General features: G+C 68.5%; 22 protein-coding genes. 16 read left to right on the top strand and 6 right to left on the bottom strand.

The window, feature by feature from the left end; translation table 11 throughout:
* Positions 1-75: 75 nt before the first annotated feature.
* Together U1F38_RS05835 and U1F38_RS05830 are read right to left on the bottom strand one after the other, a co-directional pair.
* Positions 76-1503 (bottom strand): FAD-binding oxidoreductase, encoded by a 1428-nt coding sequence (locus tag U1F38_RS05835; protein ID WP_409986102.1) that lies wholly within the window; start codon positions 1501-1503, stop codon positions 76-78.
* 164 nt (positions 1504-1667) lie between these two features.
* The gene (locus U1F38_RS05830) at positions 1668-2480 is read right to left on the bottom strand and encodes an IclR family transcriptional regulator C-terminal domain-containing protein (RefSeq protein WP_409986101.1); all 813 of its coding nucleotides are present in this window, start codon (positions 2478-2480) and stop codon (positions 1668-1670) included.
* 201 nt (positions 2481-2681) lie between these two features.
* Here U1F38_RS05830 and U1F38_RS05825 point away from each other — a divergent pair, with 201 nt between their 5' ends.
* The 8 genes from U1F38_RS05825 to U1F38_RS05790 all read left to right on the top strand — a co-directional run bounded on the left by U1F38_RS05825 (position 2682) and on the right by U1F38_RS05790 (position 10053).
* Complete coding sequence (locus tag U1F38_RS05825) at positions 2682-3602, top strand: shikimate dehydrogenase family protein (RefSeq protein ID WP_409986100.1); 921 nt, start codon at positions 2682-2684, stop codon at positions 3600-3602.
* Between the two features lie 52 nt (positions 3603-3654).
* Positions 3655-5049 (top strand): MFS transporter, encoded by a 1395-nt coding sequence (locus U1F38_RS05820; RefSeq protein ID WP_409986099.1) that lies wholly within the window; start codon positions 3655-3657, stop codon positions 5047-5049.
* Positions 5050-5065: 16 nt separating this feature from the next.
* The gene (locus U1F38_RS05815) at positions 5066-5944 is read left to right on the top strand and encodes a sugar phosphate isomerase/epimerase family protein (protein ID WP_409986098.1); all 879 of its coding nucleotides are present in this window, start codon (positions 5066-5068) and stop codon (positions 5942-5944) included.
* 11 nt (positions 5945-5955) lie between these two features.
* Complete coding sequence (locus U1F38_RS05810; protein WP_409986097.1) at positions 5956-6789, top strand: shikimate dehydrogenase family protein; 834 nt, start codon at positions 5956-5958, stop codon at positions 6787-6789.
* A 9-nt stretch (positions 6790-6798) separates the two neighbouring features.
* Positions 6799-8049 (top strand): MFS transporter, encoded by a 1251-nt coding sequence (locus tag U1F38_RS05805; protein ID WP_409986096.1) that lies wholly within the window; start codon positions 6799-6801, stop codon positions 8047-8049.
* A gap of 69 nt (positions 8050-8118) precedes the next feature.
* Positions 8119-8958 (top strand): shikimate dehydrogenase, encoded by an 840-nt coding sequence (gene aroE, locus U1F38_RS05800; RefSeq protein ID WP_409986095.1) that lies wholly within the window; start codon positions 8119-8121, stop codon positions 8956-8958.
* Between the two features lie 56 nt (positions 8959-9014).
* Positions 9015-9464 carry a type II 3-dehydroquinate dehydratase gene (gene aroQ / locus U1F38_RS05795; RefSeq protein ID WP_409986094.1) on the top strand — a complete coding sequence of 150 codons (450 nt, stop codon included), beginning with the start codon at positions 9015-9017 and terminating at the stop codon, positions 9462-9464.
* Positions 9465-9471: 7 nt separating this feature from the next.
* On the top strand, positions 9472-10053 hold the full coding sequence (locus U1F38_RS05790) for a cob(I)yrinic acid a,c-diamide adenosyltransferase (protein WP_409986093.1): 582 nt from the start codon (positions 9472-9474) through the stop codon (positions 10051-10053).
* Between the two features lie 162 nt (positions 10054-10215).
* Here U1F38_RS05790 and U1F38_RS05785 read toward each other — a convergent pair whose 3' ends face one another.
* Entirely contained in the window at positions 10216-10848 is a 633-nt protein-coding gene (locus U1F38_RS05785) for a peroxiredoxin (protein ID WP_409986092.1), read from the bottom strand.
* A gap of 214 nt (positions 10849-11062) precedes the next feature.
* On the opposite strand from U1F38_RS05785, the gene U1F38_RS05780 reads away from it, so the two are divergent.
* From U1F38_RS05780 to U1F38_RS05770, 3 genes are all read left to right on the top strand, one after another.
* Entirely contained in the window at positions 11063-12022 is a 960-nt protein-coding gene (locus tag U1F38_RS05780) for a TAXI family TRAP transporter solute-binding subunit (protein WP_409986091.1), read from the top strand.
* Between the two features lie 163 nt (positions 12023-12185).
* Positions 12186-14255, top strand: coding sequence for a TRAP transporter permease (locus tag U1F38_RS05775; RefSeq protein WP_409986090.1), 2070 nt, complete (start codon positions 12186-12188; stop codon positions 14253-14255).
* Between the two features lie 47 nt (positions 14256-14302).
* Positions 14303-14725, top strand: a complete 423-nt coding sequence (locus U1F38_RS05770; RefSeq protein WP_409986089.1) for a DUF1850 domain-containing protein — start codon at positions 14303-14305, stop codon at positions 14723-14725.
* A gap of 64 nt (positions 14726-14789) precedes the next feature.
* Here the strand turns inward: U1F38_RS05770 and U1F38_RS05765 are convergent, their stop codons facing one another.
* Together U1F38_RS05765 and cadR are read right to left on the bottom strand one after the other, a co-directional pair.
* A complete protein-coding gene (locus U1F38_RS05765; protein WP_409986088.1) occupies positions 14790-16079 on the bottom strand; it encodes a solute carrier family 23 protein in 1290 nt (429 codons plus the stop codon).
* 96 nt (positions 16080-16175) lie between these two features.
* Complete coding sequence (cadR, locus tag U1F38_RS05760) at positions 16176-16631, bottom strand: Cd(II)/Pb(II)-responsive transcriptional regulator (RefSeq protein WP_409986087.1); 456 nt, start codon at positions 16629-16631, stop codon at positions 16176-16178.
* A 54-nt stretch (positions 16632-16685) separates the two neighbouring features.
* Between cadR and U1F38_RS05755 the strand changes: the two genes are divergently transcribed.
* Positions 16686-18875 (top strand): heavy metal translocating P-type ATPase, encoded by a 2190-nt coding sequence (locus U1F38_RS05755; RefSeq protein WP_409986086.1) that lies wholly within the window; start codon positions 16686-16688, stop codon positions 18873-18875.
* A 170-nt stretch (positions 18876-19045) separates the two neighbouring features.
* On the opposite strand, the gene U1F38_RS05750 is transcribed toward U1F38_RS05755, so the two are convergent.
* On the bottom strand, positions 19046-19492 hold the full coding sequence (locus tag U1F38_RS05750) for a class II glutamine amidotransferase (protein WP_409986085.1): 447 nt from the start codon (positions 19490-19492) through the stop codon (positions 19046-19048).
* A gap of 195 nt (positions 19493-19687) precedes the next feature.
* Here U1F38_RS05750 and U1F38_RS05745 point away from each other — a divergent pair, with 195 nt between their 5' ends.
* The 4 genes from U1F38_RS05745 to U1F38_RS05730 are packed head-to-tail and all read left to right on the top strand — an operon-like array spanning position 19688 to position 23159.
* Positions 19688-20479 (top strand): TetR/AcrR family transcriptional regulator, encoded by a 792-nt coding sequence (locus U1F38_RS05745; protein WP_409986084.1) that lies wholly within the window; start codon positions 19688-19690, stop codon positions 20477-20479.
* On the top strand, positions 20476-21528 hold the full coding sequence (locus U1F38_RS05740) for an ABC transporter substrate-binding protein (protein WP_409986083.1): 1053 nt from the start codon (positions 20476-20478) through the stop codon (positions 21526-21528). Before U1F38_RS05745 ends, U1F38_RS05740 begins: the two co-directional genes overlap by 4 nt.
* A gap of 30 nt (positions 21529-21558) precedes the next feature.
* Positions 21559-22347 (top strand): ABC transporter ATP-binding protein, encoded by a 789-nt coding sequence (locus U1F38_RS05735; RefSeq protein ID WP_409986082.1) that lies wholly within the window; start codon positions 21559-21561, stop codon positions 22345-22347.
* Positions 22344-23159: an ABC transporter permease gene (locus U1F38_RS05730; RefSeq protein ID WP_409986081.1), complete on the top strand. Its 816-nt coding sequence runs from the start codon at positions 22344-22346 to the stop codon at positions 23157-23159. The genes U1F38_RS05735 and U1F38_RS05730 overlap by 4 nt, the downstream gene beginning before the upstream one ends.
* Positions 23160-23237: the final 78 nt, after the last annotated feature.

Here is a 23237-nt window from a genome sequence, read left to right as displayed (position 1 = left end):
CTGGCGGGGCGACCTGCCAGGCTTTTTCTATTCTGATTGACGGAGGCGCAGTGGATCTTGATTCACTGAGTGCAATTACCGCGCAAACACCTTCCCCGGATTCATGATGTCCAGCGGGTCCAGCGCGCGCTTGATGGTGCGCATCATGTTGACCGCGGCGGCGCCGGCCTCTTGCTGCAAGAAGCCCATCTTGTGCAGGCCCACGCCGTGCTCGCCGCTGCACGTGCCGCCCAGTGCCAGCGCGCGTTCGACGACCTGGCGGTTGAGCTGCTCGGCGCGGGCGCGTTCGGCGTCGTCGTCCGGGTCGATCAAATAGCCCATGTGGAAGTTGCCGTCGCCCACGTGACCGACCAGGAAGTAGGGGATGGCGCTGTCGTCGGCCTCTTTCACGCTGTCCAGCAGCGCGTCGGCCAGGCGCGAGATGGGCACGCACACGTCGGTGGTGATGCAGCGGCAGCCGGGGCGGCTTTGCACGCCGGCAAAGTAGGCGTTGTGCCGCGCGGTCCACAGGCGGGTGCGCTCCTCGGGCGTGTCGGCCCATTCAAAGCCGGCGCCGCCGTTGTCACTGGCCAGCTGCTGCACGGTCTCGGCCTGCTCCTTGACGCTGGCGGGCGAGCCGTGGAACTCCATCAGCAGCATCGGCTGCTCGCGCAGCGTGAGCTTGCTGTGCTGGTTGACGGCGCGCACGGTCTTGTCATCCAGCAGCTCGACACGGGCAATCGGCACGCCCAGCTGGATGATCTGGATCACGGTGTTGACGGCATCGCCGATGCTGGCAAACGAGCAGATGGCGGCCGACACCGCCTCGGGCAGCGGGTAGATGCGCAGCGTGGCCTCGGTGATCACGCCCAGCGTGCCTTCGCTGCCGACGAACAGGCGCGTCAGGTCATACCCCGCGCTGCTCTTTTTGGCCCGCGTGCCGGTGCGGATGGCTTCGCCCTGCGCGGTGACGACTTGCAGCGCCAGCACGTTCTCGCGCATGGTGCCGTAGCGCACGGCGTTGGTGCCGCTGGCGCGCGTGGCGCACATGCCACCCAGGCTGGCGTTGGCGCCGGGGTCGATGGGAAAGAACAGGCCCGCGCTCTTGATCTCGGCGTTGAGCTGCTCGCGCGTGACGCCCGGCTGCACCGTCACCGTCAGGTCCTCGGCGTTGAAACTCAGCACCTGGTTCATGCGGCTCACGTCCAGGCTGACGCCGCCCTGCACCGCCAGCAGATGGCCCTCCAGCGAGGAGCCCACGCCATAGGGGATGACGGGCACCCGGTGCTGCGCGCACAGCTTGACGGCGTCCTGCACGTCCAGCGTGCTTTCGGCAAACACCACGGCGGCCGGCGGCGGCACGGTGGTAAAGGCCGACTCGTCGCGCCCGTGCTGCTCGCGCACCGCCTGGGCCTGGGAGAACTGGGCGCCAAAGCGGGCCTTCAGCGCTTCGATCAGCGCCGGCGGCACGGGGCGCTGGTTGATTGCGGGCATGACGTGGGTGGGCTGGCTGGGGGCGTTCATGGGGGACTCCTGCGGGTGAGGGACAGTGTACGGCGCGTCCGCTGCGCGTGCGTTGTCCGCATCAATGCACCGGTCGCTAGCATATCAATAGCTGTTTGCGCTTGATACACAAGGGCCAACGACACATTTCATCGTAGGCCACTGCTCGCACTCGGTGCGCGAGCTCAGATCAGGTCGCGCATCACCTGCGCCGTCTCGCGCAGCACGGGCAAGGTGCGGGCCACGGCGTCCTCGCTTTTCTCGCGGCCGATCGGCATGGTGATGCTCAAGGCGCCCGCCACCGCGCCGTGGCGATCGCGCAGCGGCACGGCAATGCCGCGCGAATTCAAGTCCAGTTGCTGCTCTGACAGTGCCCAGTCCTGGGCGCGAAAGCGCACGAGCTCCAGCCACAGCCGCTCGAGGCTGGCAATCGTGTGCGGCGTGAAGATGGTTGGCGGGTGAGTGTCCAGCCAGCGGCGCAGCTCGGCGTCGGGCCGCTGCGCCAGCAGCAGCATGCCGGCGGCGGTCAGTTGCGCCGGCGCGCGCGCGCCCAGCACATAGCCGGTGTTCATGTTGCGGTTGGGGCCGTTGCGGGCGATGAAGACGATCTCGTCGCCGTCCAGCACGCTCAGGTAAGCGGTTTCGGCCGTGCCGTTGGTCACGCGCTGCAAATAGGGCTGTACCAGTCGCGGCAGGCGGGCCGATTCCAGATAGGCCTGGCCCAGACGCAGCACGCGCGGGGTGAGCCAGAACAGCTTGCCGTCACCGGCCACGAAACCCAGGTGCTGCCACGTCAGCAGATAGCGCCGCGCGGCGGTGCGTGTCAGGCCAATGCGTTTGCCCACTTCACTGGCGGTCATGCGCTGATGCGCCTCGTCAAACGCCTCCAGCAGCGCCACGCCGCGCTCCAGCCCGGCGATCCAGTCGCGTGCCAGCAGGGGCGGTGCGCCAGGTCGTTCGCCCGGTTTCACGCTGTCGGTTGGATGGGTGGACGTCATGCAAACGAACGGGCAAACCGGGGTGCCAAAACACGCCGGTGCGGCTGTGGCACTTGAGGGGTTCAAGACCCGTGAAAACCCTTGGTATGCGCGATTATCGATCAAACTCGATCAATCATCGAACGTCGATGCATTCGGCCCCGTAGCGGTTTGCCGCCGCAATGCATAAATTGCGTTTCAGCTTCTTCGGAGCACAGTTTCATGGACTTCATTTCCGGCAACACCGACCTGTATCTGATCCCGGGTGATCCCGTCACCAACGTGCGCCTGCCGCGCATGTTCAACCGCCTGTTTGCCGAGTACGGCGTGGCGGCGCGCATGGTGCCGGTGCGGGTGCGCGCACGCGACTTCGCGGTCTGGCTCAAGGCCAGTTTTCTGGCCGACAACGTCAAGGGCATGGTGATCGCGCCGCCGCACAAGCCGCTGGCGGTGCCGTTGCTCGACGGCGTGGGCTTGTACGCGCGTGTGGCCGGCTCGGTCAACGTGGTGCGCCGTGCCGGCTACGGCAAGCTGGAAGGCGATCTGTTCGACGGCGAAGGCATCGTCGCCGCGCTGGATTACTACGGCATGCCGTTTCGCGGCAAGCGGGTGTTGATACTGGGCGCGGGCGTGAGCGGCGCGGCCATTGGCGTCTCACTCACGCAGGGCGGCGAAGGCCAGGGCGCCGCCGAGCTGGCGTTTTTCGACCCATCGCCCGGCAAGTCGGCGGGTCTGGCCGCGCGCATCGACGCCGCTTTCGATGCCGTGGTGCGTGCTGTTGCCAGCGCCGATCCCGCGGGCTACGACCTGATCGTCAACGCCACGGCGCTCGGCCTTGCGCCGGACGATCCGCTGCCCTGCGACGCGGCGCGGCTCGAGCCACATGCCGCCGTGTTCGACATCCTCTTGCGCGGACAGCCCACGCCGCTGGTGCGTGCGGCGCGCGCGCGCGGCCTCACGGCGCAGGGCGGCTTTGAAATGCTTGTGCAGCAGGTTCCGTACTACTTCGAGTATTTCGGCTTGCCCGAGCTGGCCGAGCGCGCGCGCGGCGACGCCAGGCTGCTGCGCGAACTCATCTATCCCGAAGCACTGCGCGACGAGATCGACCGCCCGCGCCGCTACGGCGTTGGCGACATCCATTAGCCGCGTCATCACCCGGGCCAACACGGCCCCAGACCATCAAGGAGACAGACCCATGAACCCCTCTGCCGCAGCCGAATCCCCCGGCCGCCACCAGTCCAGGAAGGCCGCCGCCAGCGGCTGGATCGGATCGGCGCTGGAGTATTACGACTTCTTCATCTACGCCACCGCCGCCGCGCTGGTGTTTCCGCAGATATTCTTTCCACACGGCGACCCGGCGATTGCCATCATTGCCTCGCTGGCCACCTATGGCGTGGGCTACGTGGCGCGGCCCATCGGCGCCTTCGTGCTGGGCCACCTGGGCGACACGCACGGGCGCAAGGGCGTGCTGCTGTGGTGCATGTTTCTGATGGGTTTTTCGACCATCGCCGTCGGCCTGCTGCCCACGTACGACCAGGTGGGCCTGCTGGCGCCGGCGCTGCTGGTGCTGTTGCGCCTGATCCAGGGCTTTGCGGTGGCGGGCGAGATCTCGGGCGCCAGCTCGATGATTCTCGAGCACGCACCGTTCGGGCGCCGGGGCTTTTTTGCCAGCTTCACGCTGCAGGGCGTGCAGGCCGGTCAGATTCTGGCCGCCGCCGTGTTCCTGCCGCTGGCGCACTACATGGAGCCCGACGCCTTCAACAGCTGGGGCTGGCGCATTCCGTTCCTGCTCAGCTTCGTCGTCATCATCGCCGGCTGGATCATTCGCCGCGAAGTGCACGAAACGCCCGCCTTCACCGATGAAGTCAGGCACGAGGCGCGCCCGCGCTCACCCATCGTCGACGCCTTCAAATACAGCTGGCGTGACATGCTGCGCGTGGTATGCATGGCGCTGATGAACGTGATCCCTGTCGTGGCCACCATCTTCGGCGCCGCCTACGCGGTGCAACCCGCCTACGGCATCGGGTTTGCCAAGGACGTCTATCTGTGGATTCCGGTGCTGGGCAACATCTTGGCGGTGCTTGTGATTCCCTTTGTCGGCAACCTGTCGGATCGCATCGGCCGCAGGCCGCCCGTCATCGTCGGCTCGCTGCTGGCCGGGTTGATGGCGTTTGGCTACCTGTACGCCATCAGCATCAAGAACGTGCCCCTGGCCGTCGTCATGTCGCTGCTGATGTGGGGCGTGGTCTATCAGGGCTACAACGCGGTGTTTCCCAGCTTCTACCCCGAGCTGTTTCCAACCCGCACGCGGGTGTCGGCCATGGCCATTTCGCAAAACGTCGGTACCACCATCACCGCCATGCTGCCGGCCATCTTCACGGCCATTGCGCCGCCCGGAGCCGACCATATCTGGCTCACGGTGGGCTCACTGGCTTTTGGCATCACCGTCATCTCGGCCCTGGCGGCGCTGAGCGCGCGTGAAACCTTCCGCATCCACATGAACGACCTCGGCCAGCCGGACGCTGCCCCGGTCGCCAAACCCGAGTACGACCGCCTGCGCGCGGCCGCCGTGCGAGGCGCCGTTGCCTGAGCCTGGCACAGCCATCATGCCGATCGATCTGTCTCGCTTTGGCTTCAACACCGTCACCATGGGCGGCACGCTGGAGCACAAACTCGACTGCATGAAAGCCGCCGGTTTTCACGGCGTGGAGCTGTGGGCGCGCGATTTGATCGCGCACCCGCAGGGTGTGGACGCGGCCGCGCAGGCGGTCAAGGCCAGCGGCCTGCGCGTGACCGACTTCCAGCCGCTGCGCGACTTCGAGTGCGCGCCCGACGCCATGCGCGCGCACCGGCTGGACATGGCGCGCGAGCAGCTGCGCCAGATGACGCTGGTGGGTGCCGACCTGCTGCTGGTGTGCTCCACCACCAGTCCGCTGGCCATCAACGACCCAGACCGCGCCGCGGGCGATTTGCGCACTCTGGCCACACTGGCGGCGCCGCTGGGCATCCGCATCTGCTACGAAGCCCTGTCCTGGGGCCGGCACGTCAATCGCTGGCACCAGGCCTGGGACATCGTGCGCCGTTGCGACCACGCGGGCGTGGGCCTGAACCTGGACAGCTTTCACATGGCGGTGCACGGCGACGACTCCCCCGAGACGCTGGCTCGCCTGGCCGAGGTACCGGCGGAGAAGATATTCCTGGTGCAGCTGGCCGACTACTTCTTCGAGTACAGCGACCGCCAGGCCGACATCATCGAGCTGGCGCGCCACCAGCGCCTGTTCCCCGGCGAAGGCCTGCACGACGTGCGCCCGCTGGTGCAGCTGCTGGAATCGCGCGGCTACCGGGGCGACTACACCTTCGAGGTGTTCAACGACGACTACGTCAATTCCGACCCCATGGTGGTCGCCCAGCGCGGCATGCAGGCCGCGCGCTGGCTCGGTGACCACGCCGTGACCCGTGCCGCCGCCGTTTCGACAATCCTTTGACCCCGACTCCCATGCTCTCCGGCAAAACCCAGCTCATCGCCCACATCGGCTACCCGACCGAGACGTTCAAGGCGCCCATGATCTACAACCCCTGGTTCGATGCGCAGGGCATCGACGCGCGGGTGGTGCCCATGGGCGTCAAGGCCGAGGACTTCGTCACTGCGCTGCCCCTGATCATGCGCATGAGCAACGTGCGCGGCGCGCTCATCACCATGCCGCACAAGGTGACGGCGCTGGGCCTGCTGGCCGAGGTCAGCCCCACGGCGCAGATCGCCGGTGCGTGCAACGCGGTGCGCGCGCGCGAGGACGGTGCCCTGGTGGGCGACATGTTCGACGGCGCGGGCTTTGTGCGCGGCGTCGAGCGCAAGGGCCGCAGCCTGCGCGGCGCGCGCGTGCTCGTAAACGGCGCGGGCGGCGTGGGCTCGGCCATCGCGGCGTCCATCGCGGCTGCTGGCGCGGTCGAGCTGATGCTGCATGACGCGCGGCCAGAATCGGCCGTGGCCTTGGGTGAGCGACTGCATCAGCACTACCCTCGGCTCAAGGTGCGCACGGGCTCCAACGACCCCGCAGGCTGGGACGTGATCGTCAACGCCACGCCGCTGGGCATGAAGCCGGGCGACCCCTTGCCCTTCGACGTGGCGCGCATCGCTGCCGGCACCTTCGTCGGCGAGGTGGTGATGAAGACAGAACACACGCCCCTGCTGCAGGCTGCCCTGGCCAAGGGCTGTCCGGTGCAGGTGGGCACCGACATGCTGTTCGAGCAGATTCCCGCGTACCTGGAGTTCTTCGGCTACGGCACCACCACGGCCGACGTGCTGCGCGGCACCGCCCGGCTCAGCTACTGAATGGCCGGTGTGGCGCGCGATCCGCAGCAAACCCCTCCAGCGTCGTACGCGCGCTTTGCCGTGCTGCTGCCCCTGCTGCTGGCAGCTCAGCCGGTGGCGACCGACAGCTACCTGCCGGCCCTGCCCGCCATCGCGCGCGATCTGGGATCGGCCACCACCAGCCTGACGGCGTTCGTGCTCGCCTTCGGCGCCGCGCAGCTGGGCTTTGGCCCGCTGGCCGACCGCGTGGGCCGGCGGCCGGTGCTGCTGGTCGGCCTGGTGGTGTACGTGCTGGCGGCGTTCGCCTGCGCGCTGGCGCCGGATACCTTCTGGTTGACCACCGCGCGCGCCGCGCAAGGCCTGGCCATGGCGGCCATCCTGGTGTGCGCGCGCGCGTCGGTGCGCGATCTGTATTCGGCGCGGCACGGCCTGCAGGTGATGGCGCGCGGCCTGAGCGGCCTGGGCGCGGTGGCCCTGGTGGCGCCCTTGCTGGGTGCCTGGCTGGTGCAGGCGCTGGGCTGGCGCGCGGTGCTGGCGGCCATGGGCGCGTACGGCCTGGCCCTCGTTGGGATCTGCTGGCGCTGGTTTGGCGAGAGCCTGCCGGCGAGCGCAGGCGCGGCGGCGGGCGTCGCGCCCGATACCCGTCCCCCGTGGCGGCAGGTGCTGGGCAACCGTGCGTTCCAGGTCTGGAGCGCCGTGTCTGCGACCAGCTACGGCGGCATCTTCTGCTTTTTGCTGCTCTCGCCCATGGTCTATATCACCCTGCTGGGCTTTTCTCCGGTTGTGTACGGCTGGATTCCGGCCGGTGCGTCACTCGTGTACATCGTCAGCACGCAGGCGTGCGGGCGTTTGCTGCCGCGCCTGGGCGTGGAGCGCACGGTGCAGCTGGCGGCCTGCTGCAGCCTGGCCGGCGCGCTGATTCAGGCCGTCGGCTGGCTGCTCTGGCCCGGCTCGGCGCTGCCACTGCTGGCTGGGCACGCCGTGTACGTGCTGGGCCACGGCGTGCACCAGCCTTGCGGACAAGCCGGCTCGGTGCAGGATCTGCCCGAGCAGGCCGGCCGTGCGGTGTCCTGGTCGGGTTTCCTGATGATGTCGTGCGCCTTCACCGCCGGCCAGATCGCCGCGTTGTTTGCGCCACCCGACGTGCGCTTCGGCCCCTGGCCAATGGTGCTGCCGTTGGTGCTGGCCGGCGTGGTGCTGGCGTGGCTGGCATTCGCCGTGGTGCCGGGCGTCGAGCGCGCCGGCACACGCGCCCCGCATCCTTCCACCGGAGCGGCATAAGATGGCGCCGCTCCTGTTCATCGCTATCGGTGCGGCGCCATCCCGCCCGCCACGCACTGCTTCACCACCATGACCGACCGCTACGCCGTCATTGGCCACCCCGTTGCCCACAGCAAATCACCGTTGATCCACGGCCTGTTTGCCCAGGCCACGGGGCAGGACATGCACTATGGCTTGATCGACGCCGGCCCCGCGCCCGGCGCCTTTGCCGGCGCACTGGCCGCGTTTCGCGCCGCAGGTGGCCGGGGCATGAACGTCACGCTGCCCTTCAAGCTGGAGGCGCTGGCCGCCGCCGACGTGGCCAGCGCGGACGCACGCCTGGCCGGCGCCGCGAATGCGCTGCGCTTCGAGGGCGATCGGGTCGAGGCGCAGAACTTCGACGGCCTGGGCCTGGTGCGCGACATCGAGGTCAACATGGGGCTGCCGCTGGCTGGCCGCCATGTGCTGCTGCTCGGTGCCGGCGGCGCCACGCGCGGCGCGCTGCTGCCGTTGGCGCGCGCCGGCGCGGCGCGCATCCACATCGCCAACCGCACCGCCGCCAAGGCCGATGCGCTGGCTGCCGAGCTGGCACCGCACATGCGCGACTGCGCGCTTTCCGGCGGTGGGCTGGACACGCTGGTGCCGGGCGAGGTGTTCGATGTGGTGCTGAACGCCACCTCGGCCAGCCTGGACGGTGACACGCTGCCGGTGCCTGCCAGCGCGTTCGCGCCCGGCGCTCTGGCCTACGAAATGATGTACGGCCAGGGTCTGACGCCGTTTCTCAATCTTGCAAAAGCAGCCGGTTGCGCGCGCCTGGCCGACGGCGTTGGCATGCTGGTGGAGCAGGCGGCCGAAGCCTTCGCCTGGTGGCGCGGCGTGCGCCCCGACACGCGCGCGGTGCTGGCGCGGCTGGCGGTGCCGCTGGCCTGATGCCCGGTGCGGCGTGCGGCATATCCCTGTCGGCAACGTTCTTCATAATGGCAAGCATGAAACTCCTCGTCCTGCACGGCGTCAACCTCAATATGTTCGGCCAGCGCGATCCGGCGCAGTACGGCACGGCCACCTTGGCCGACATCGATGCCGGCTTGCGCACGTTGGCCAGTGAGCTCGGTGCAGACGTCGAGTGCTTTCAGACCAACCACGAGGGCGTGCTGTGCGAGCGCATCCACCAGGCGCATCGCGACGGCGTCGATGGCGTGCTGATCAACGCCGGCGCCTGGACGCACACCAGCATCGCCATCCGCGACGCGCTGGCCATCCTGCGCTGCCCGATCGTCGAGGTGCACATGTCCAACATCCACGCGCGCGAGCCGTTTCGCCACCGCTCCTTCATCGCGCCGATCGCCGCCGGCCAGGTTTGCGGCTTTGGCGTCGATTCATACCTTTTGGGCTTGCGCGCACTTGTGGGACAAGCGCAATCGGCTATTAAAAAGTGAGTAAACCATGGGCAAGCGCCTGACACAGATCGCCACCCGCACGGGCGACGACGGCACCACCGGCCTGGGCAACAACACCCGCGTGTCCAAGGCCAGCGCCCGCCCGCACGCCATGGGCGACGTGGACGAGCTCAACAGCCACATCGGCGTGCTGCTGTGCGAGCCGCTGCCGGCCGATGTGCGCCAGCTCTTGACCGACATTCAGCAGCAGCTGTTCAACCTGGGCGGCGAGATTTCAATCCCCGGCTTCGAGTTGCTCAAGGACGAGGCGCTGGCCGAGCTGGATGCGGCGCTTGAAAAGTACAACGCCACGCTGCCGCGCCTGCAGGAATTCATTTTGCCCAACGGCACGCGCGCTGCCGCGCAGGCGCACGTGTGCCGCACCGTGGCGCGCCGTGCCGAGCGCGCGGTGGTGGCGCTGGGCGAGCAGGAGGCGCTGCGTCCGGCGCCGCGCCGCTATCTCAACCGCCTGTCGGACCTGATGTTCGTGCTGGCGCGCGTGTTCAACCGCGACGCCAGCGGACATGAATTGAACGACGAGGTCTACTGGCACAGCCGCAAGCTCGAGCGCAGCGAAGCATCCAAGTAGCACTCGGCACCGTGGTGCCACTCACCGTCGGCAGCCTCTGATTGCCAAAGAGCCCCATGGCCGCGGAGCAGGCCAACGCAGCGAACGCCGTGGCCGGGCTTGCACCGGCCACTGGCGTTGTCCCCCTGCAAGGGGAAAGGCGCGCAGCGCCTCAGGGGGTGGCTATTTCTCTGCCGGCACGAAGCGCAGATAGCTGGTGACCTTGCGGATCTTGCCCGGGTAGCGCTTTTCGGCATCCGCGTCCGACACGCTGGGCGGCACCACCACGTCCTGGCCGGGGCGCCAGTCCACCGGGGTGGCCACGCCTTGCCTGTCGGCCTGCTGCAGCGCGTCCAGCGCACGCAGGATCTCGTCGATGTTGCGGCCGATGCTGGGCGGGTAGGTCAGGATCAGGCGCACCTTGTGCTTGGGGTCGATCAAAAACACCGAGCGCACGGTGACGGTGGCGTCGGCCTCGGGGTGGAACATGCCGTACTGCTTGGCGATCTTCAGGTCGGGGTCGGCCACGATGGGGTAGCTGACCTCGGCGCCGCCGACCTTGGCCACGTCCTTGATCCACTCGCGGTGGCTGTTGGGTGGGTCCACCGACAGGCCGATCAGCTGCGCCCCGCGCTGGTCGAACTCGGCCTTGCGCCGGGCGAACTGTCCCAGCTCGGTGGTGCAGATCGGCGTGAAGTCTTTCGGGTGCGAGAAAAACACCGTCCACTTGCCCTTGGCCCAGTCGTGGAAGTGGATCGTGTCCTGGCTTGATTCGGCCGTGAAGTCCGGCGCCGTTTGTCCCAGTTGCAAACTCATCGTGATGCCTCTTGAATTGAAAGGTTGAACACGCGGCCGCCGCGCAGGCGACCGTGCGGCCTCAGGTATAGACCCAAGTGCGGCCTTTGGGAACGATTTTTTTGTCCTATTCATATGAGGGACCAGGCAGCACCTTTGGTAACAACCCCCATTGCGCCGTCGTCGTCGTGCCATAACATCGGGTGACACCCATTTCATGAGAGGAACATTGCACATGCGTTTGAAGATCAAGATCGCGGCGGGCCTGGCCGCCGGCTTGCTGGCCTTCGGGGGCACCGTGCTGGCGCAAAAGCCCCAGTTCATCAACGTGCTGACAGGCGGCCAAAGCGGCGTGTACTACCCGCTGGGCGTGTCGCTGGCGCAGATCTTCGCCAAGGCCATTCCCGACGCGCGCGCCACCGCGCAGGTCACCAAGGCCTCGGCCGAAAACCTCAACCTGCTGCAGGCCGGTCGTGGCGAGCTGGCGTTCTCGCTGGGCGACGCGGTGGCCGACGCCTGGGCCGGCGACGCCGAGGCGGGCTTCAAGGAGCCGCTGAAGAACCTGCGCGGCTTTTCGGCCACCTACAACAACTACATCCAGATCGTCGCCAGCGAGGACTCGGGCATCAAGACCCTGGCCGACCTGAAGGGCAAGCGCGTGTCGGTGGGCGCGGCCAAGTCGGGCACCGAGCTGAACGCGCGCGCCATCTTCAAGGCGGCGGGCCTGACATACAAGGACTTGGCCAAGGTCGAGTACCTGCCCTTCGGCGAATCGGTCGAGCTGATCAAGAACCGCCAGCTCGATGCCACGCTGCAATCGGCGGGCCTGGGCGTGGCCTCCATCCGCGACCTGGCCAGCTCGGTCAAGATCCGTGTGGTGGCCGTGCCCAAGGACGTGGTGGCCAAGATCGGCAGCCCGGCCTACGTGGCCACCGAGATTCCGGCCGACACCTACACCGGCCAGACCGAGGCGGTGCCGACGGTGGCCATCCCCAACTTCCTGATCACGCAGTCCAAGGTGCCCGACGAGCTGGTCTACCAGATGGCCAAGGCCATGTACGGCAACCTCGACACCCTGTACGCCGCGCACAACGCGGCCAAGGCGATCAAGCTGCAGAACGCGCTGACGGGCATGCCCATTCCGCTGCACCCGGGCGCCGAGCGCTACTTCCGCGAGGCCGGCATCTTGAAATGATGCAAGCCGCTCAAGGGGCGCGCATCGCCTGAATGACTGAAATGCCGGGCCCGACCCGACGAGAGCCAGCGATGCAGAAGTCCGTCTGAAAACCGGCGCCACATGGCGCCGATTTTTTGATGGGATCGACCGAAAATTTCGACCCGCGCACAGAAAGTTCGCCATGACCGATGCCGCCGCCGTCAGCCACACGCCGCTCGACGCCCCGCCCGCCCCCACCCACGACAAGCTGGCCTGGCGCAGCGCGGTGTTCTGGGTGGCGCTGGTGTTTTCCAGCTTCCAGGTCATCACGGCCGCCTTCAGTCCCATCTCCAGCCAGGTGGTGCGGGCGGTGCACGTGGGCTTCGTGCTGTTGATGATCTTTTTGATCGAGCCGGGCTTCAGCAAGCGGCACGGCGCGCGCGCGGGCTTCAAGCCCATGGCGTGGGTGCTGGGCCTGGCGGGCTTTGCCACCGGCATCTACCAGTGGGTGTTCGAGGCCGACCTGGTGCAGCGCGCCGGTACCCTGACCGACGCCGACTGGGTGGTGGGCGTGGTGCTGCTGGTGCTGGTGTTCGAGGCTGCGCGGCGCACCATGGGCTGGGCGCTGCCCATCATCTGTGCGCTGTTCCTGGGCTACGGGCTGTGGGGCGAATACCTGCCCACGGCCTTCCAGCACCGCGGCTACGGGCTGGACCAGATCATCGGCACCCTGTCCTTCGGCACCGAGGGCCTGTACGGCACGCCGACCTACGTGTCGTCCAGCTACATCTTCCTGTTCATCCTGTTCGGCGCCTTCCTGGAGCAGGCGGGCATGATCCAGCTGTTCACCGACTTCGCCATGGGCACGGTGGGCCACACGCGCGGCGGGCCGGCCAAGGTGGCGGTCATCAGCTCGGGGTTGATGGGCACCATCAACGGCTCGGGCGTGGCCAACGTGGTCACCACGGGGCAGTTCACCATTCCGCTGATGAAGCGCTTCGGCTATTCCAGCGCGTTTGCCGGCGGCGTGGAGGCCACCTCCAGCATGGGCGGGCAGATCATGCCGCCGGTGATGGGCGCGGTGGCCTTCATCATGGCCGAGACGCTGAACATCCCCTACGTGGACGTGTGCAAGGCGGCGGCCATCCCGGCCATCCTCTACTACATCACCGCGTTCTGGATGGTGCACCTGGAGGCCGGCCGCAAGAACCTGCTGGGCCTGCCAAAGGACGAGTGCCCCAACCCATGGCTGGCCATCCGGCGCCAGTGGTTTTTGCTGCTGCCGCTGATCGGGCTGGTGGTGCTGCTGTTCTCGGGCTACACGCCGCTGTTTTCGGGCACCGTGGGCCTGGGGCTGACGGCAATCCTGATCTTCGGCGCGGCCTGCATGGTGGGCGTGGGGAGCACCGCGCTGCGCGTGCTGTTCTGGGTGCTGCTGGGCATCGCCACGGCGGGCTTCTTCAAGTTCGGCGTGGGCACCTTCTTCGTGCTGGTGGCGCTGCTGGTGGCCGTCACGTTCGCCCTGCACAAGGGGCAGGACGCGCGCCGCCTGGGCGTGCAGGCGCTGGTGGACGGCGCGCATCACGCGCTGCCGGTGGCCATTGCCTGCGCGCTGGTGGGCGTGATCATCGGCATCATCAACCTGACGGGCGTGGCGGCCGAGATGGGCGGCTACGTCATCGCCCTGGGGCGCAACAACCTGCTGGCGGCGCTGGTGCTGACCATGCTGACCTGCCTGGTGCTGGGCATGGGCATTCCCACCATTCCCAACTACATCATCACCAGCTCGCTGGCCGCGCCCATCCTGCTGGAGCTGGGCGTGCCGCTGATCGTCTCGCACATGTTCGTGTTTTATTTCGGCATCATGGCCGACCTGACGCCGCCGGTGGCGCTGGCCGCCTTTGCCGCCGCACCCATCGCGCGCGAGAGCGGGCTGAAGATCGGCCTGCACGCCATGCGCATCGCGATTGCCGGCTTCATCACGCCCTACATGATGGTGTATTCGCCCGCGCTGCTGCTGCTGGGTGACAGCTGGGGGGCCACCGTGTACGTGACGGTCAAGGCGCTGGTGGCCATCGGCCTGTGGGGCGCGGCGGCCATCGGCTACCTGTTTACGCCGCTGAACTGGGCCGAGCGCCTGTACTGCCTGCTGGCGGCGTGCTTTCTGGTGGCGGCCGTGCCCTGGACCGATGAAATCGGCTTTGCCGCCAGCGCCGCTTTCCTCGTGTGGCATCTGTGGCGCGCGCGCCAGCTGCGCACGGCAGCGGCGTGAGTGGGGCCGCGGGCGTTCTGGGTGTGTGCCTCGCGCTGGCGGCGTCCGTGCCCTCGGGTGCCGATGCGAGCGGCGCCTTGCCCGCCGCGCGCGACGCGCGTGTGCGCTTCGAGCCGCTGGCGCGCTTCACGCTGGCCTGGACGCATTCGATCGAGAAAACCCGCTGGGAAGAGGACTACCGTGTGCAGCGCGACGCCGCCGGCCAGCCGCGCCTGCGCCTGACGCGGGCGCGCATCCAGGGCACCGGCGCCGGCATGGAGCCGCCGCCGGATGCAGTGCGCCGCGGCGGCTGGTACGAGTACGTGCCGGCCAACCAGCCGCAGGGCGCGCTGCGCCTCACGCGCTCGCCCTACACGGCCGACTTCGAACTGTGCCCGGCCGGCCGGCCATGCCGCCCGATGGGCACGTGGCTGCCGTCCGACGGCGATATCACGCTGCTGTGGGCGTGCGATCGGGTGGGCAATCCGTAGCTATGTTGTTGATAGCTGTTGGCGCTTGCTGGACGGGCGAAAAAGCCTTGTTTGGCATCAATTTTCAAGTCTTGCGCCGCAGCAGCAGGGCCGCCAGCAGCACCGCCCCGAAGGTCGCGGTGCCGATGCCGCCCAGCGCAAAACTGCCGAACTTGAGCGTGAAGTCGCCCGTGCCCAGAATCAGCGTGAGCGCGGCGATCAAGAGGTTGGCGGGGTCGGAAAAGTCCACCCGGTTGTCCACCCAGATGCGCGCGCCGGCAATGGCGATCAGGCCGAACACCACGATCGACACGCCGCCCATCACCGGCAGCGGGATGGCCTGGATCAGCGCGCCGAACTTGGGCGAAAAACCCAGCACCAGCGCGACGATGGCGGCGACGATGAACACCGCGGTGGAATAGATGCGCGTGGCCGCCATCACGCCGATGTTCTCGGCGTAGGTGGTCACGCCGGTGCCGCCGGCGCTGCCCGAGACCATGGTGGCGATGCCGTCGCCGATGAAGGCGCGGCCCAGGTACGGGTCCAGGTTGCGGCCGGTCATCGCGCTCACGGCCTTGATGTGGCCCAGGTTCTCGGCCACCAGGATCAGGGCCACGGGCGCGATCAGCAGGATGGCCGTGCTGTCGAACACCGGCGCCTGGAACTTGGGCCAGCCCAGCCACGCAGCCGCGGCGATGCCCGAGAAATCCATCGGCTTGCCCAGGCCCATGCCGTTGGTCAGCACCAGGTAGATGAGGGTGGCGATGGCCAGTCCCACCAGGATCAGCAGGCGCTGCACCATGCCGCGCGTGAACACCGCCACCAGCGCCACGCTGACGAAGGTGATGGCCTGCATCCAGCTGTCGAAGCCGCTGGCGGCCATGTTCTTGACCGGGATCGAGGCCAGGTTCAGCCCGATCACGGCGACCACCGCGCCAGTGACCACCGGCGGCATCAGCCGCTCGATCCAGGCTGTGCCGATGGCCTGCACCACCACGCCGATCAGCGCGTAGATTGCTCCGCACACGATGATGGCGCCCAGGGCAACCGGGATGTTGGCGTTGAGCCCCTTGCCGCCATACGCCGTGGCGGCAATCACCACGCCGATGAAGGCAAACGACGAGCCCAGATAGCTGGGCACCTTGCCGCCGGTGATGAAGTAGAAGATGAGCGTGCCGATGCCGCTCATGAAGATCGCCAGGTTGGGGTCGAACCCCATCAGGATGGGCGCCAGCACGGTGGAGCCGAACATGGCCACCACGTGCTGCACGCCCATGGCGGTGGTCTGGGGCCAGGGCAGGCGCTCATCGGGGGCGATCACGCCCTCGTTGGCCAGTGCGGTGACGGGTTTTTCCTGCCAGTTCAAGAGGCTCATCGGCGGTGCTCCTTTGTTGTTGTTGCCGGGGGTTGAGGCAACGCTGAATCCAGCGTCGCCTTGAACCGGCGCAATGGTATCGGAGCGCCGCGCCGCTCAATGTCGCCCGTGCGCGCCGCCGATGTGCTGGTGCGGCGGGGCGGCCGGCGGCGCGCCGGTCTCGGTGTGGCTCAGGCCCACCAGAATGCCGCAGTGCGCGGTGTCGCTGGCCTGCCGGCACTGCGCGCGCAGCGCCTTGAGCTGGCGCTCCAGCGCGCGCAGCTCGCGGATGCGGGTGGCGATGTGCTGGATGTGCTCGTCCACCAGGGCGTTCACGGCGCCGCAGTCGGCGCCAGGCTGGGCCTGCCAGCGCAGCAGCACGCGGATTTCGTCGAGTGACATGTCCAGCCCGCGCGCCTGGCGGATGAAGGCCAGGCGCTCGGCGTGCTCGGCGCCGTACACGCGGTAGTTGTTGCCACCGCGCGCGGGCTCGGGCAGCAGGCCCTCGCGCTCGTAGTAGCGGATGGTGTCGGCCGGGGTGCCGGTGGCTTGCGCCAGTTCGCTGATTTTCATGGCCCGATGGTATTCGCTTGACCTTGGAGTTGCTCCAGGGTTTCCAATGAGGTCATGAGCACCACCGCCACCATCGACCAGCGCGTCTACCGCATCCCCAACATGGACTGCGCCGCCGAAGAGGCCGAGATCCGCCACGCGCTGCGCGACATCGCCGGCCTGCGCGGTCTGCGCTTTCGCCTGGGCGCGCGTGAGCTGCATGTGGAGGCCTTGCCCGGCAGCCTGGCCGAAATCGAGGCCAGCCTGCGTGCGGCCGGGTTTGCGCCGGCGACCGACCCGGGCGCTGCGCACGACGCGGCACATGACCACGACCACGGCCACTCGCACGGCCCTGCGCAAACCCCGGCGCGCCCCGCCATCGATTGGCGCAGTGCCCTGCTGGCGCCGGGCCTGCCGCGCATCGGGGCGGCGCTGGTGCTGGCGCTGGCCGCCGAACTGGCGCACGCCTTTGCACCGCCCGCCTGGGCACCCGCGGGCGTGGCCCTGGCCGTGCTGGCGGTGGCCCTGTCGGGCCTGGCCACCTACTGGAAGGGCTTGCTGGCGCTGCGGCGCGCGCGCCTGAACATCAGCGCGCTGATGACGGTGGCCGTGACCGGCGCGCTGCTGATCGGCCAGTGGCCCGAGGCCGCCATGGTGATGGCGCTGTACGCGCTGGCCGAGCACCTGGAGGCGCGCGCCGTCGATCGCGCGCGCGGGGCCATTGGCGACTTGCTGCGCATGGCCCCCGACGAGGTCGAGCAGCAGGGCGCCGACGGGCAATGGCGCGCCGTGGCGGCCCTGCAGGTGCCGGTGGGCGCCGTGGTGCGCGCCAAGCCCGGCGCGCGGCTGGCGCTGGACGGCGTGGTGACCGAGGGGCGCAGCGCCGTCGACGAGGCGCCGGTGACGGGCGAAAGCCTGCCGGTGGACAAGGGCGTGGGCGACACCGTATACGCCGGCACGCTCAATCAAACCGGCCTGCTGGTGCTGCGGGTGACGGCCGCCGCACGCGACACCCAGCTGGCGCGCATCATTCACGCGGTGGAGCAGGCGCAGGCCAGCCGCGCGCCCACGCAGGCCTTTGTCGATCGCTTTGCCGGTGTTTACACGCCGGTGGTGTTCGCGCTGGCGCTGGCGGTGGCCGTGCTGGGGCCGTGGGCGATGGGCTGGCCCTGGCACGACGCCCTGTACAAGGCGCTGGTGCTGCTGGTGATCGCCTGCCCCTGCGCGCTGGTCATCGCCACGCCGGTCAGCCTGGTCAGCGCACTGGCGCAGGCGGCGCGGCGCGGCCTGCTCATCAAGGGCGGCGTGCACCTGGAGCAGGCACGCCGCGTGCGTGCCATTGCCTTCGACAAGACCGGCACGCTGACGGTGGGCCGCCCCTCGCTGGTCGCGGCCGAGGCCTTGGACGACGCGGTGCCGGCCGCGCCGTGGCAGCGCTGGGCCGCCACGCTGGCCGGTGCGTCCGACCATCCGGTGTCACGCGCGATCGCTGCCGGCCTGGCGGCGCAGGGCGTGCTGCCGGGCGCGATGACGGACTTTGCCGACCGCCCGGGCGAGGGCATCCAGGCGCGCATCGACGGCCAGCAACTGCGCCTGATCGGCTGGCGTGCCGCGCAGGCGCAGGGCCTGGGCGATGCGGCGCTGGCGGCGCGCCTGGCGCCCCACCAGGCGCAGGGCCGCAGCGTGTCGCTGCTGGCCAGCGGTGACGAGGTGCTGGCCCTGCTGGCGGTGGCCGACACCATCAAGCCGCACGCGCCCGAGGCACTGGCCGAGCTCAAGGCCATGGGCATCGTCACCGTGATGCTGTCGGGCGACAGCCCGGCCGCTGCGCAGGCCGTGGGCCGCGCCGTCGGCGTGAGCCAGGCCGACGGCGGCCTGCTGCCCGAGGACAAGCTGGCGCGCATCGCCGCACTGCAAGCGCGCCACGGCATGACGGCCATGGTGGGCGACGGCATCAACGACGCGCCGGCGCTGGCCAGTGCCGACCTGGGCGTGGCCATGGGCGGCGCCGGCACCGACATCGCCATGGAAGCGGCCGACGTGGTGGTCATGAACGACGACCTGCGCCGGCTGCCCGAGCTGCTGCGCCTGTCGCGCCGCGTGCACGGCGTGCTGTGGCAGAACATCGCGCTGGCGCTGGGTATCAAGGCGGTGTTCCTGGTGCTGGCGGTGGCGGGCGGCGCCACCATGTGGATGGCGGTGTTTGCCGACATGGGAGCCAGCCTGATGGTGGTGGCCAACGGGCTGCGGCTGTTGCGGCGCTGAGACCGGGCGGCGCCTCAGCCGCCGGCCACGCGAATCGGTCGCAACGACAGGCGGTTGTGCGCGTCGACCAGCACGAAGTGCCGCGGCGGCACGTCGCGCCAGTGCTGGCTCTCGCGCGTCAGGGGCTCGGATGCGTCGAGAAACAGGGCAAACAGGTGTTCCGAGTCGGTCTAGACCCGGATCCACAGGAAGCGTTCATCGGACAGCCGGTCAACCAGGGCGCGCTTGATGCGGGCGAACGGACGCACGCTGCCGTTGTGCGCCATCAGCAGGTTCTGGTGGTGGAACGGGTGGCAGTTGAACTCCGACACCTGCCCCTCGGTGGCGGCGCGCACGTGCGCCAGGATGCAGGGCGACACCAGTTTGGGCGCCATGTAGCGCAGGTTGCGACTGTTCCAGGCCGGCGTGACCGAGGCGAACACCGCCGGCTCGCGCGTGACGTCGGGCTCGTACCAGCCCAGGCCAAAGCCGTCGCCGTTCAACGGCTCGGCGACCTCGGCGGCCTGGTAGCTTTGCTTGACCAGCGAATGGTCGGGCCGGTAGAGCAGGTCGTCGATCGGTAGCGGGCGACCCTTGTAGGCGAGCAGGCGGCACATGAGCCGGGTATACGCTGGCACGTCGTCGAAGGCAAGTTGCGGTTCATCGCCGGGCCCATGGCCCGTGACGCCATCGTCTGACGCGGCGTCGGCAGGTGCTGCTCACCCTGGCCATGGCGCGCTGACGGGCGAACTGACAAGCCCAAGGGTAATTCCGGAGGTGCAAGGGGATTGATCGGCCTACGATATGAATACAAATTTATATTCATATTTGACATGTCTCCGATTGCCACCCATTCCTCCCCGCCAGCGCGCGCCAGCGCCGACACGGCCTGGAGCGAGCTGGACGACGCCGAACTGCCTTCACGCCTGGCCGCGCCGCCGCGCCAGCGGCGCGGGCGTGAGCGCCAGCGTGCGCTGATCAAGGCGGGCCTGCATCTCACGGCCCGGCGCAACTGGGCCGACGTGACCATTGCCGACATCGCGGCCGCCATCGGCTGCTCCATCGGTACCTTCTATACCCGCTTTCACACCAAGGATGCCTACTTCGATGCCCTGCTTGAGCTCGTCGTCGAGGCCATGCTTCGGTACACCGCGGAATTTCACGCAGCGCCGGAGCGCCGAACCGAAAGCGCGCCGCAGTTCGTGGCGCAATGGGTGCATCTGGCGGTCCACTCGTTTCGCCAGCATCGCGGTCTGTATGCCGCTGCCGTGCTGGACCAGCGGCGCATGTCGGACGAGGCTCGCGCGACCTCTCCGCTCACCCGCTTGCGCGAGCGCAGCCGTGAGCTGTTGCTGGCCGCCATGGCGCGCCGTGCCGGCTGGCGCAGCCGGGCCGCCCGCGCGCGCCTGGTGGCTGCGCATCAGATGTTGCAAGGCGTGCTGATCAACGCGGTGTTGACCGACCCGGGCCCCCTATTCCTGGACGATCCGGCGCTGGAGACCGAGTTGGTGCGCATGCTCCGCGCCTATCTGGGACTCAATGCTGTCGCGTCCGCGTCTGCGCCCGCGGCGGCGTCGCACGCCCCTCGCAAGCAGGTCATTTCACCGAAAGGAGACGAACCATGAGCTCATCCACCCTTCGCTTTGGCGTGCCCCCGGCCCGCGGGCTGACTTCGGCCCTGGTACTGGCCGCCGCTGCGTTGGCCCAGCCAGCGCCCGTCGTAGCCGCCGACCTGCCCGTGGTGCGTTTTCAGGACTACCCCGGTTCGGGTAACCTGATGATCCGCGTGGCGCGCAGCAAAGGCTGGTGCCAGGAGGCCGGCATCGTGTGCGAGCTCAAGACCATTCCGGCCGCGCCTCTGGGAGTGCAGGCCTTGATTGGCGGCTCGATCGACGTGTCGGAGACGCCCATCGACGTGGTGGCCGCGGCCGTGCTGCGCGGCGCCAAGATCAAGACCGTGGTGGGCGCGGCGGTGTCCAATTTCTTCCAGGTCGATGCGTCCGCCAAGTTGCCCACGCCCCACTTGGCCGAGGGCTATCCGGCCATGATGCGGGACTTCAAGGGGCGCAAGATCGGCGTCGTGGCGCGAGGCTCCGCCACCGAGGCCCTGTTCACCTACCTGTTGAAGGAAGCCGGAATGTCTGCCGGCGACGTCATCTACGTCGCCGTGGGCGCGCCCAACACCGCCTTTGCCGCCCTGCGCGCGGGCCAGGTTGATGCCGCTGTCACCTGGGAGCCCGCCGGCATCATGTGCGAGCTGTCCAATGCCTGTAGGGTGGCCTATCGCACCAACGATGCCACCAAGCCCGAGCTGCTCAAGCAGATGTACGGCGCAAACACCGGCCTGGTGATGCGTGAGGAGCAGATCGAGGCCCATCCCGAGATTGCCCAGGCGGTGGTCAAGCTGTCGCAGAAGGCGTCGGCCTTCATCAACGACCGTGCCAATCTGGACGAAGTGCTGAGGATATCGGACGAGTACTTCAAGTTCGACATGCCACAGGGCGACAAGATCGCTCGCCACACGCTGGAGCAGGGCCTGGAGAGCGGAACTTTCAAGACCATGGTGCGGCGCGGTGCGGTCCAGGCCACACTGAAGTATCTGGCCGAGACCAAGCAGTTGCCCAGCCTGCCGACCGTCGATCAGCTGGTGTGGAGCGGCGCACCGAACGAGTGACCCAACCTTTGCCCAAGGGAATTGCAGGCCATGGCCGCCATATCCATCCGCGACCTCTGCGTCGATTTCGGCGGTGCCGTTCTGGCCGTCGACCACGTCAGCCTGGAGATCGAATCCGGGCAGTTCGTCGCCATCGTCGGCCCCAGCGGCTGCGGCAAGACGACCATCCTCAACCACCTCACGGGCCTGCTGCCGGTGCAGCAGGGCGCCATCACCATTGGCGGCGAGCCGCCGCGCGCCGGCAGCCCGCGCGTGACCTACACCATGGCGCGCGACTGCCTGTTTCCCTGGCGCACCGCGCTGCAGAACGTGTGTTTTGGCATGGAGCTGCGCGGCATCCCGCCGGTCGAGCGCGAGCAGCACGCGCGCCAGGAGCTGGCGCGCGTGGGGCTTGAGCGCTTTGTCGACGCCTACCCCAAGGCCCTGTCGCACGGCATGCGTCAGCGCGCTGCTTTGGCGCGCGGCTTTTGCCTGGAGTCCGAGGTGCTGCTGATGGACGAGCCCTTTGGCGCGCTCGACGCACAGACCAAGATCCAGCTCGAAGACCTGCTGCTGGAGCTGTGGGGCCAGACGCGGCGCACGGTGGTCTTCATCACGCACGACTTGGCCGAGGCGGTGGCGCTGGCCGACCGCGTGGTGGTGATGAGCGCGCGCCCCGGCCGCATCATTGCCGACATGCCCATCACCCTGCCGCGCCCGCGCCACGTGCGCGAGCTGCAGCGCGACCCCGCGTTCCTGGCGCTGTACTCGCAGGTGTGGGAGCAGCTGGAGCGCGGCATCCGCATGTCGGAAGGCCAGGCGCAGGAGGCCACAACATGAGCCGTGCGACCAACGCCCTGGCCATCGGCACCGCCGCTCGCGCCGCCCCGGCGGCACGCGGCGGCCGCGCGCGGCGAGCCGGCTATCACCTGCTGTTCCTGGTGTGCTTCTTCGGCCTGTGGGAGTGGGGCAGTTGCAGCGGCTGGCTGGACCGCACGCTGTTTGGCCAGCCTTCGCAGATCGTGTTGTACCTGTGGCAGGGTTTCTTCGTGCGCGGCGATTTGTGGCTGGAGCTGGGCTACACGGTGGCCGGTACGCTGATTTCGTTTGGCTTGGGCGGTGTGGCCGCCATCGCGCTGGGCCTGGTGTTCACCCAGTGGCCGCCAGCGGAGCGCGCGATGGACCCGTACCTCACGGTGATCAACGCCATGCCGCGCTTTGCGCTGGCGCCGCTCTTTCTGCTGTGGTTCGGGCTGGGCATCGGCTCCAAGATCGCCATGGGCACCAGCCTGAGCTTTTTCATCGTGCTGGCCAACACGGTGGCGGGTATTCGCGGCGTGCCGCAGGACTTCTTGACGCTGAGCCGCTCGCTGGGCGCCACGCCCATGCAGCTGTTCTTCAAGGTCACCCTGCCTTCGGCCGTGCCCGTCATCTTCTCGGGCCTGCGCCTGGGCCTGATCTTCTCGATGTTGGGTGTGGTCGGTGCTGAAATCATCGCCGCCGAGCACGGCCTGGGCCAGACCCTGGCCTCGCTGCAGTCCAACTTCAACATGGACGGGGTGATGGCCTTGCTGTTCCTGCTGGCCGGCTTGGGCATGGTGGTCACGAAAGGCATGGAACGCCTCGAACGCTGGCTGCTGCGCTGGCAGTGAGGGGGTTTGCTCCCTCGCCCCTCTGGGGAGAGCGTGGGGGTGAGGGGCAGCGGGCGCTCACTGTGCGCGACGCAACCC

Source organism: Ottowia sp., from assembly GCF_046348305.1.
GTDB lineage: Bacteria > Pseudomonadota > Gammaproteobacteria > Burkholderiales > Burkholderiaceae_C > Ottowia.
The sequence above is the reverse complement of the archived record's forward strand: the minus strand, read 5'-3'. Positions and strand labels throughout refer to the sequence as shown.

Excerpts from the sequence above, each read along its gene's own strand:
- U1F38_RS05835 (WP_409986102.1), bottom strand. The coding sequence starts at position 1,503 with ATGAACGCCCCCAGCCAGCCCACCCACGTCATGCCCGCAATCAACCAG.
- U1F38_RS05830 (WP_409986101.1), bottom strand. The coding sequence starts at position 2,480 with ATGACGTCCACCCATCCAACCGACAGCGTGAAACCGGGCGAACGACCT.
- U1F38_RS05825 (WP_409986100.1), top strand. The coding sequence starts at position 2,682 with ATGGACTTCATTTCCGGCAACACCGACCTGTATCTGATCCCGGGTGAT.
- U1F38_RS05820 (WP_409986099.1), top strand. The coding sequence starts at position 3,655 with ATGAACCCCTCTGCCGCAGCCGAATCCCCCGGCCGCCACCAGTCCAGG.
- U1F38_RS05815 (WP_409986098.1), top strand. The coding sequence starts at position 5,066 with ATGCCGATCGATCTGTCTCGCTTTGGCTTCAACACCGTCACCATGGGC.
- U1F38_RS05810 (WP_409986097.1), top strand. The coding sequence starts at position 5,956 with ATGCTCTCCGGCAAAACCCAGCTCATCGCCCACATCGGCTACCCGACC.
- aroE (WP_409986095.1), top strand. The coding sequence starts at position 8,119 with ATGACCGACCGCTACGCCGTCATTGGCCACCCCGTTGCCCACAGCAAA.
- aroQ (WP_409986094.1), top strand. The coding sequence starts at position 9,015 with ATGAAACTCCTCGTCCTGCACGGCGTCAACCTCAATATGTTCGGCCAG.
- U1F38_RS05790 (WP_409986093.1), top strand. The coding sequence starts at position 9,472 with ATGGGCAAGCGCCTGACACAGATCGCCACCCGCACGGGCGACGACGGC.
- U1F38_RS05785 (WP_409986092.1), bottom strand. The coding sequence starts at position 10,848 with ATGAGTTTGCAACTGGGACAAACGGCGCCGGACTTCACGGCCGAATCA.
- U1F38_RS05780 (WP_409986091.1), top strand. The coding sequence starts at position 11,063 with ATGCGTTTGAAGATCAAGATCGCGGCGGGCCTGGCCGCCGGCTTGCTG.
- U1F38_RS05775 (WP_409986090.1), top strand. The coding sequence starts at position 12,186 with ATGACCGATGCCGCCGCCGTCAGCCACACGCCGCTCGACGCCCCGCCC.
- U1F38_RS05765 (WP_409986088.1), bottom strand. The coding sequence starts at position 16,079 with ATGAGCCTCTTGAACTGGCAGGAAAAACCCGTCACCGCACTGGCCAAC.
- cadR (WP_409986087.1), bottom strand. The coding sequence starts at position 16,631 with ATGAAAATCAGCGAACTGGCGCAAGCCACCGGCACCCCGGCCGACACC.
- U1F38_RS05755 (WP_409986086.1), top strand. The coding sequence starts at position 16,686 with ATGAGCACCACCGCCACCATCGACCAGCGCGTCTACCGCATCCCCAAC.
- U1F38_RS05745 (WP_409986084.1), top strand. The coding sequence starts at position 19,688 with ATGTCTCCGATTGCCACCCATTCCTCCCCGCCAGCGCGCGCCAGCGCC.
- U1F38_RS05740 (WP_409986083.1), top strand. The coding sequence starts at position 20,476 with ATGAGCTCATCCACCCTTCGCTTTGGCGTGCCCCCGGCCCGCGGGCTG.
- U1F38_RS05735 (WP_409986082.1), top strand. The coding sequence starts at position 21,559 with ATGGCCGCCATATCCATCCGCGACCTCTGCGTCGATTTCGGCGGTGCC.
- U1F38_RS05730 (WP_409986081.1), top strand. The coding sequence starts at position 22,344 with ATGAGCCGTGCGACCAACGCCCTGGCCATCGGCACCGCCGCTCGCGCC.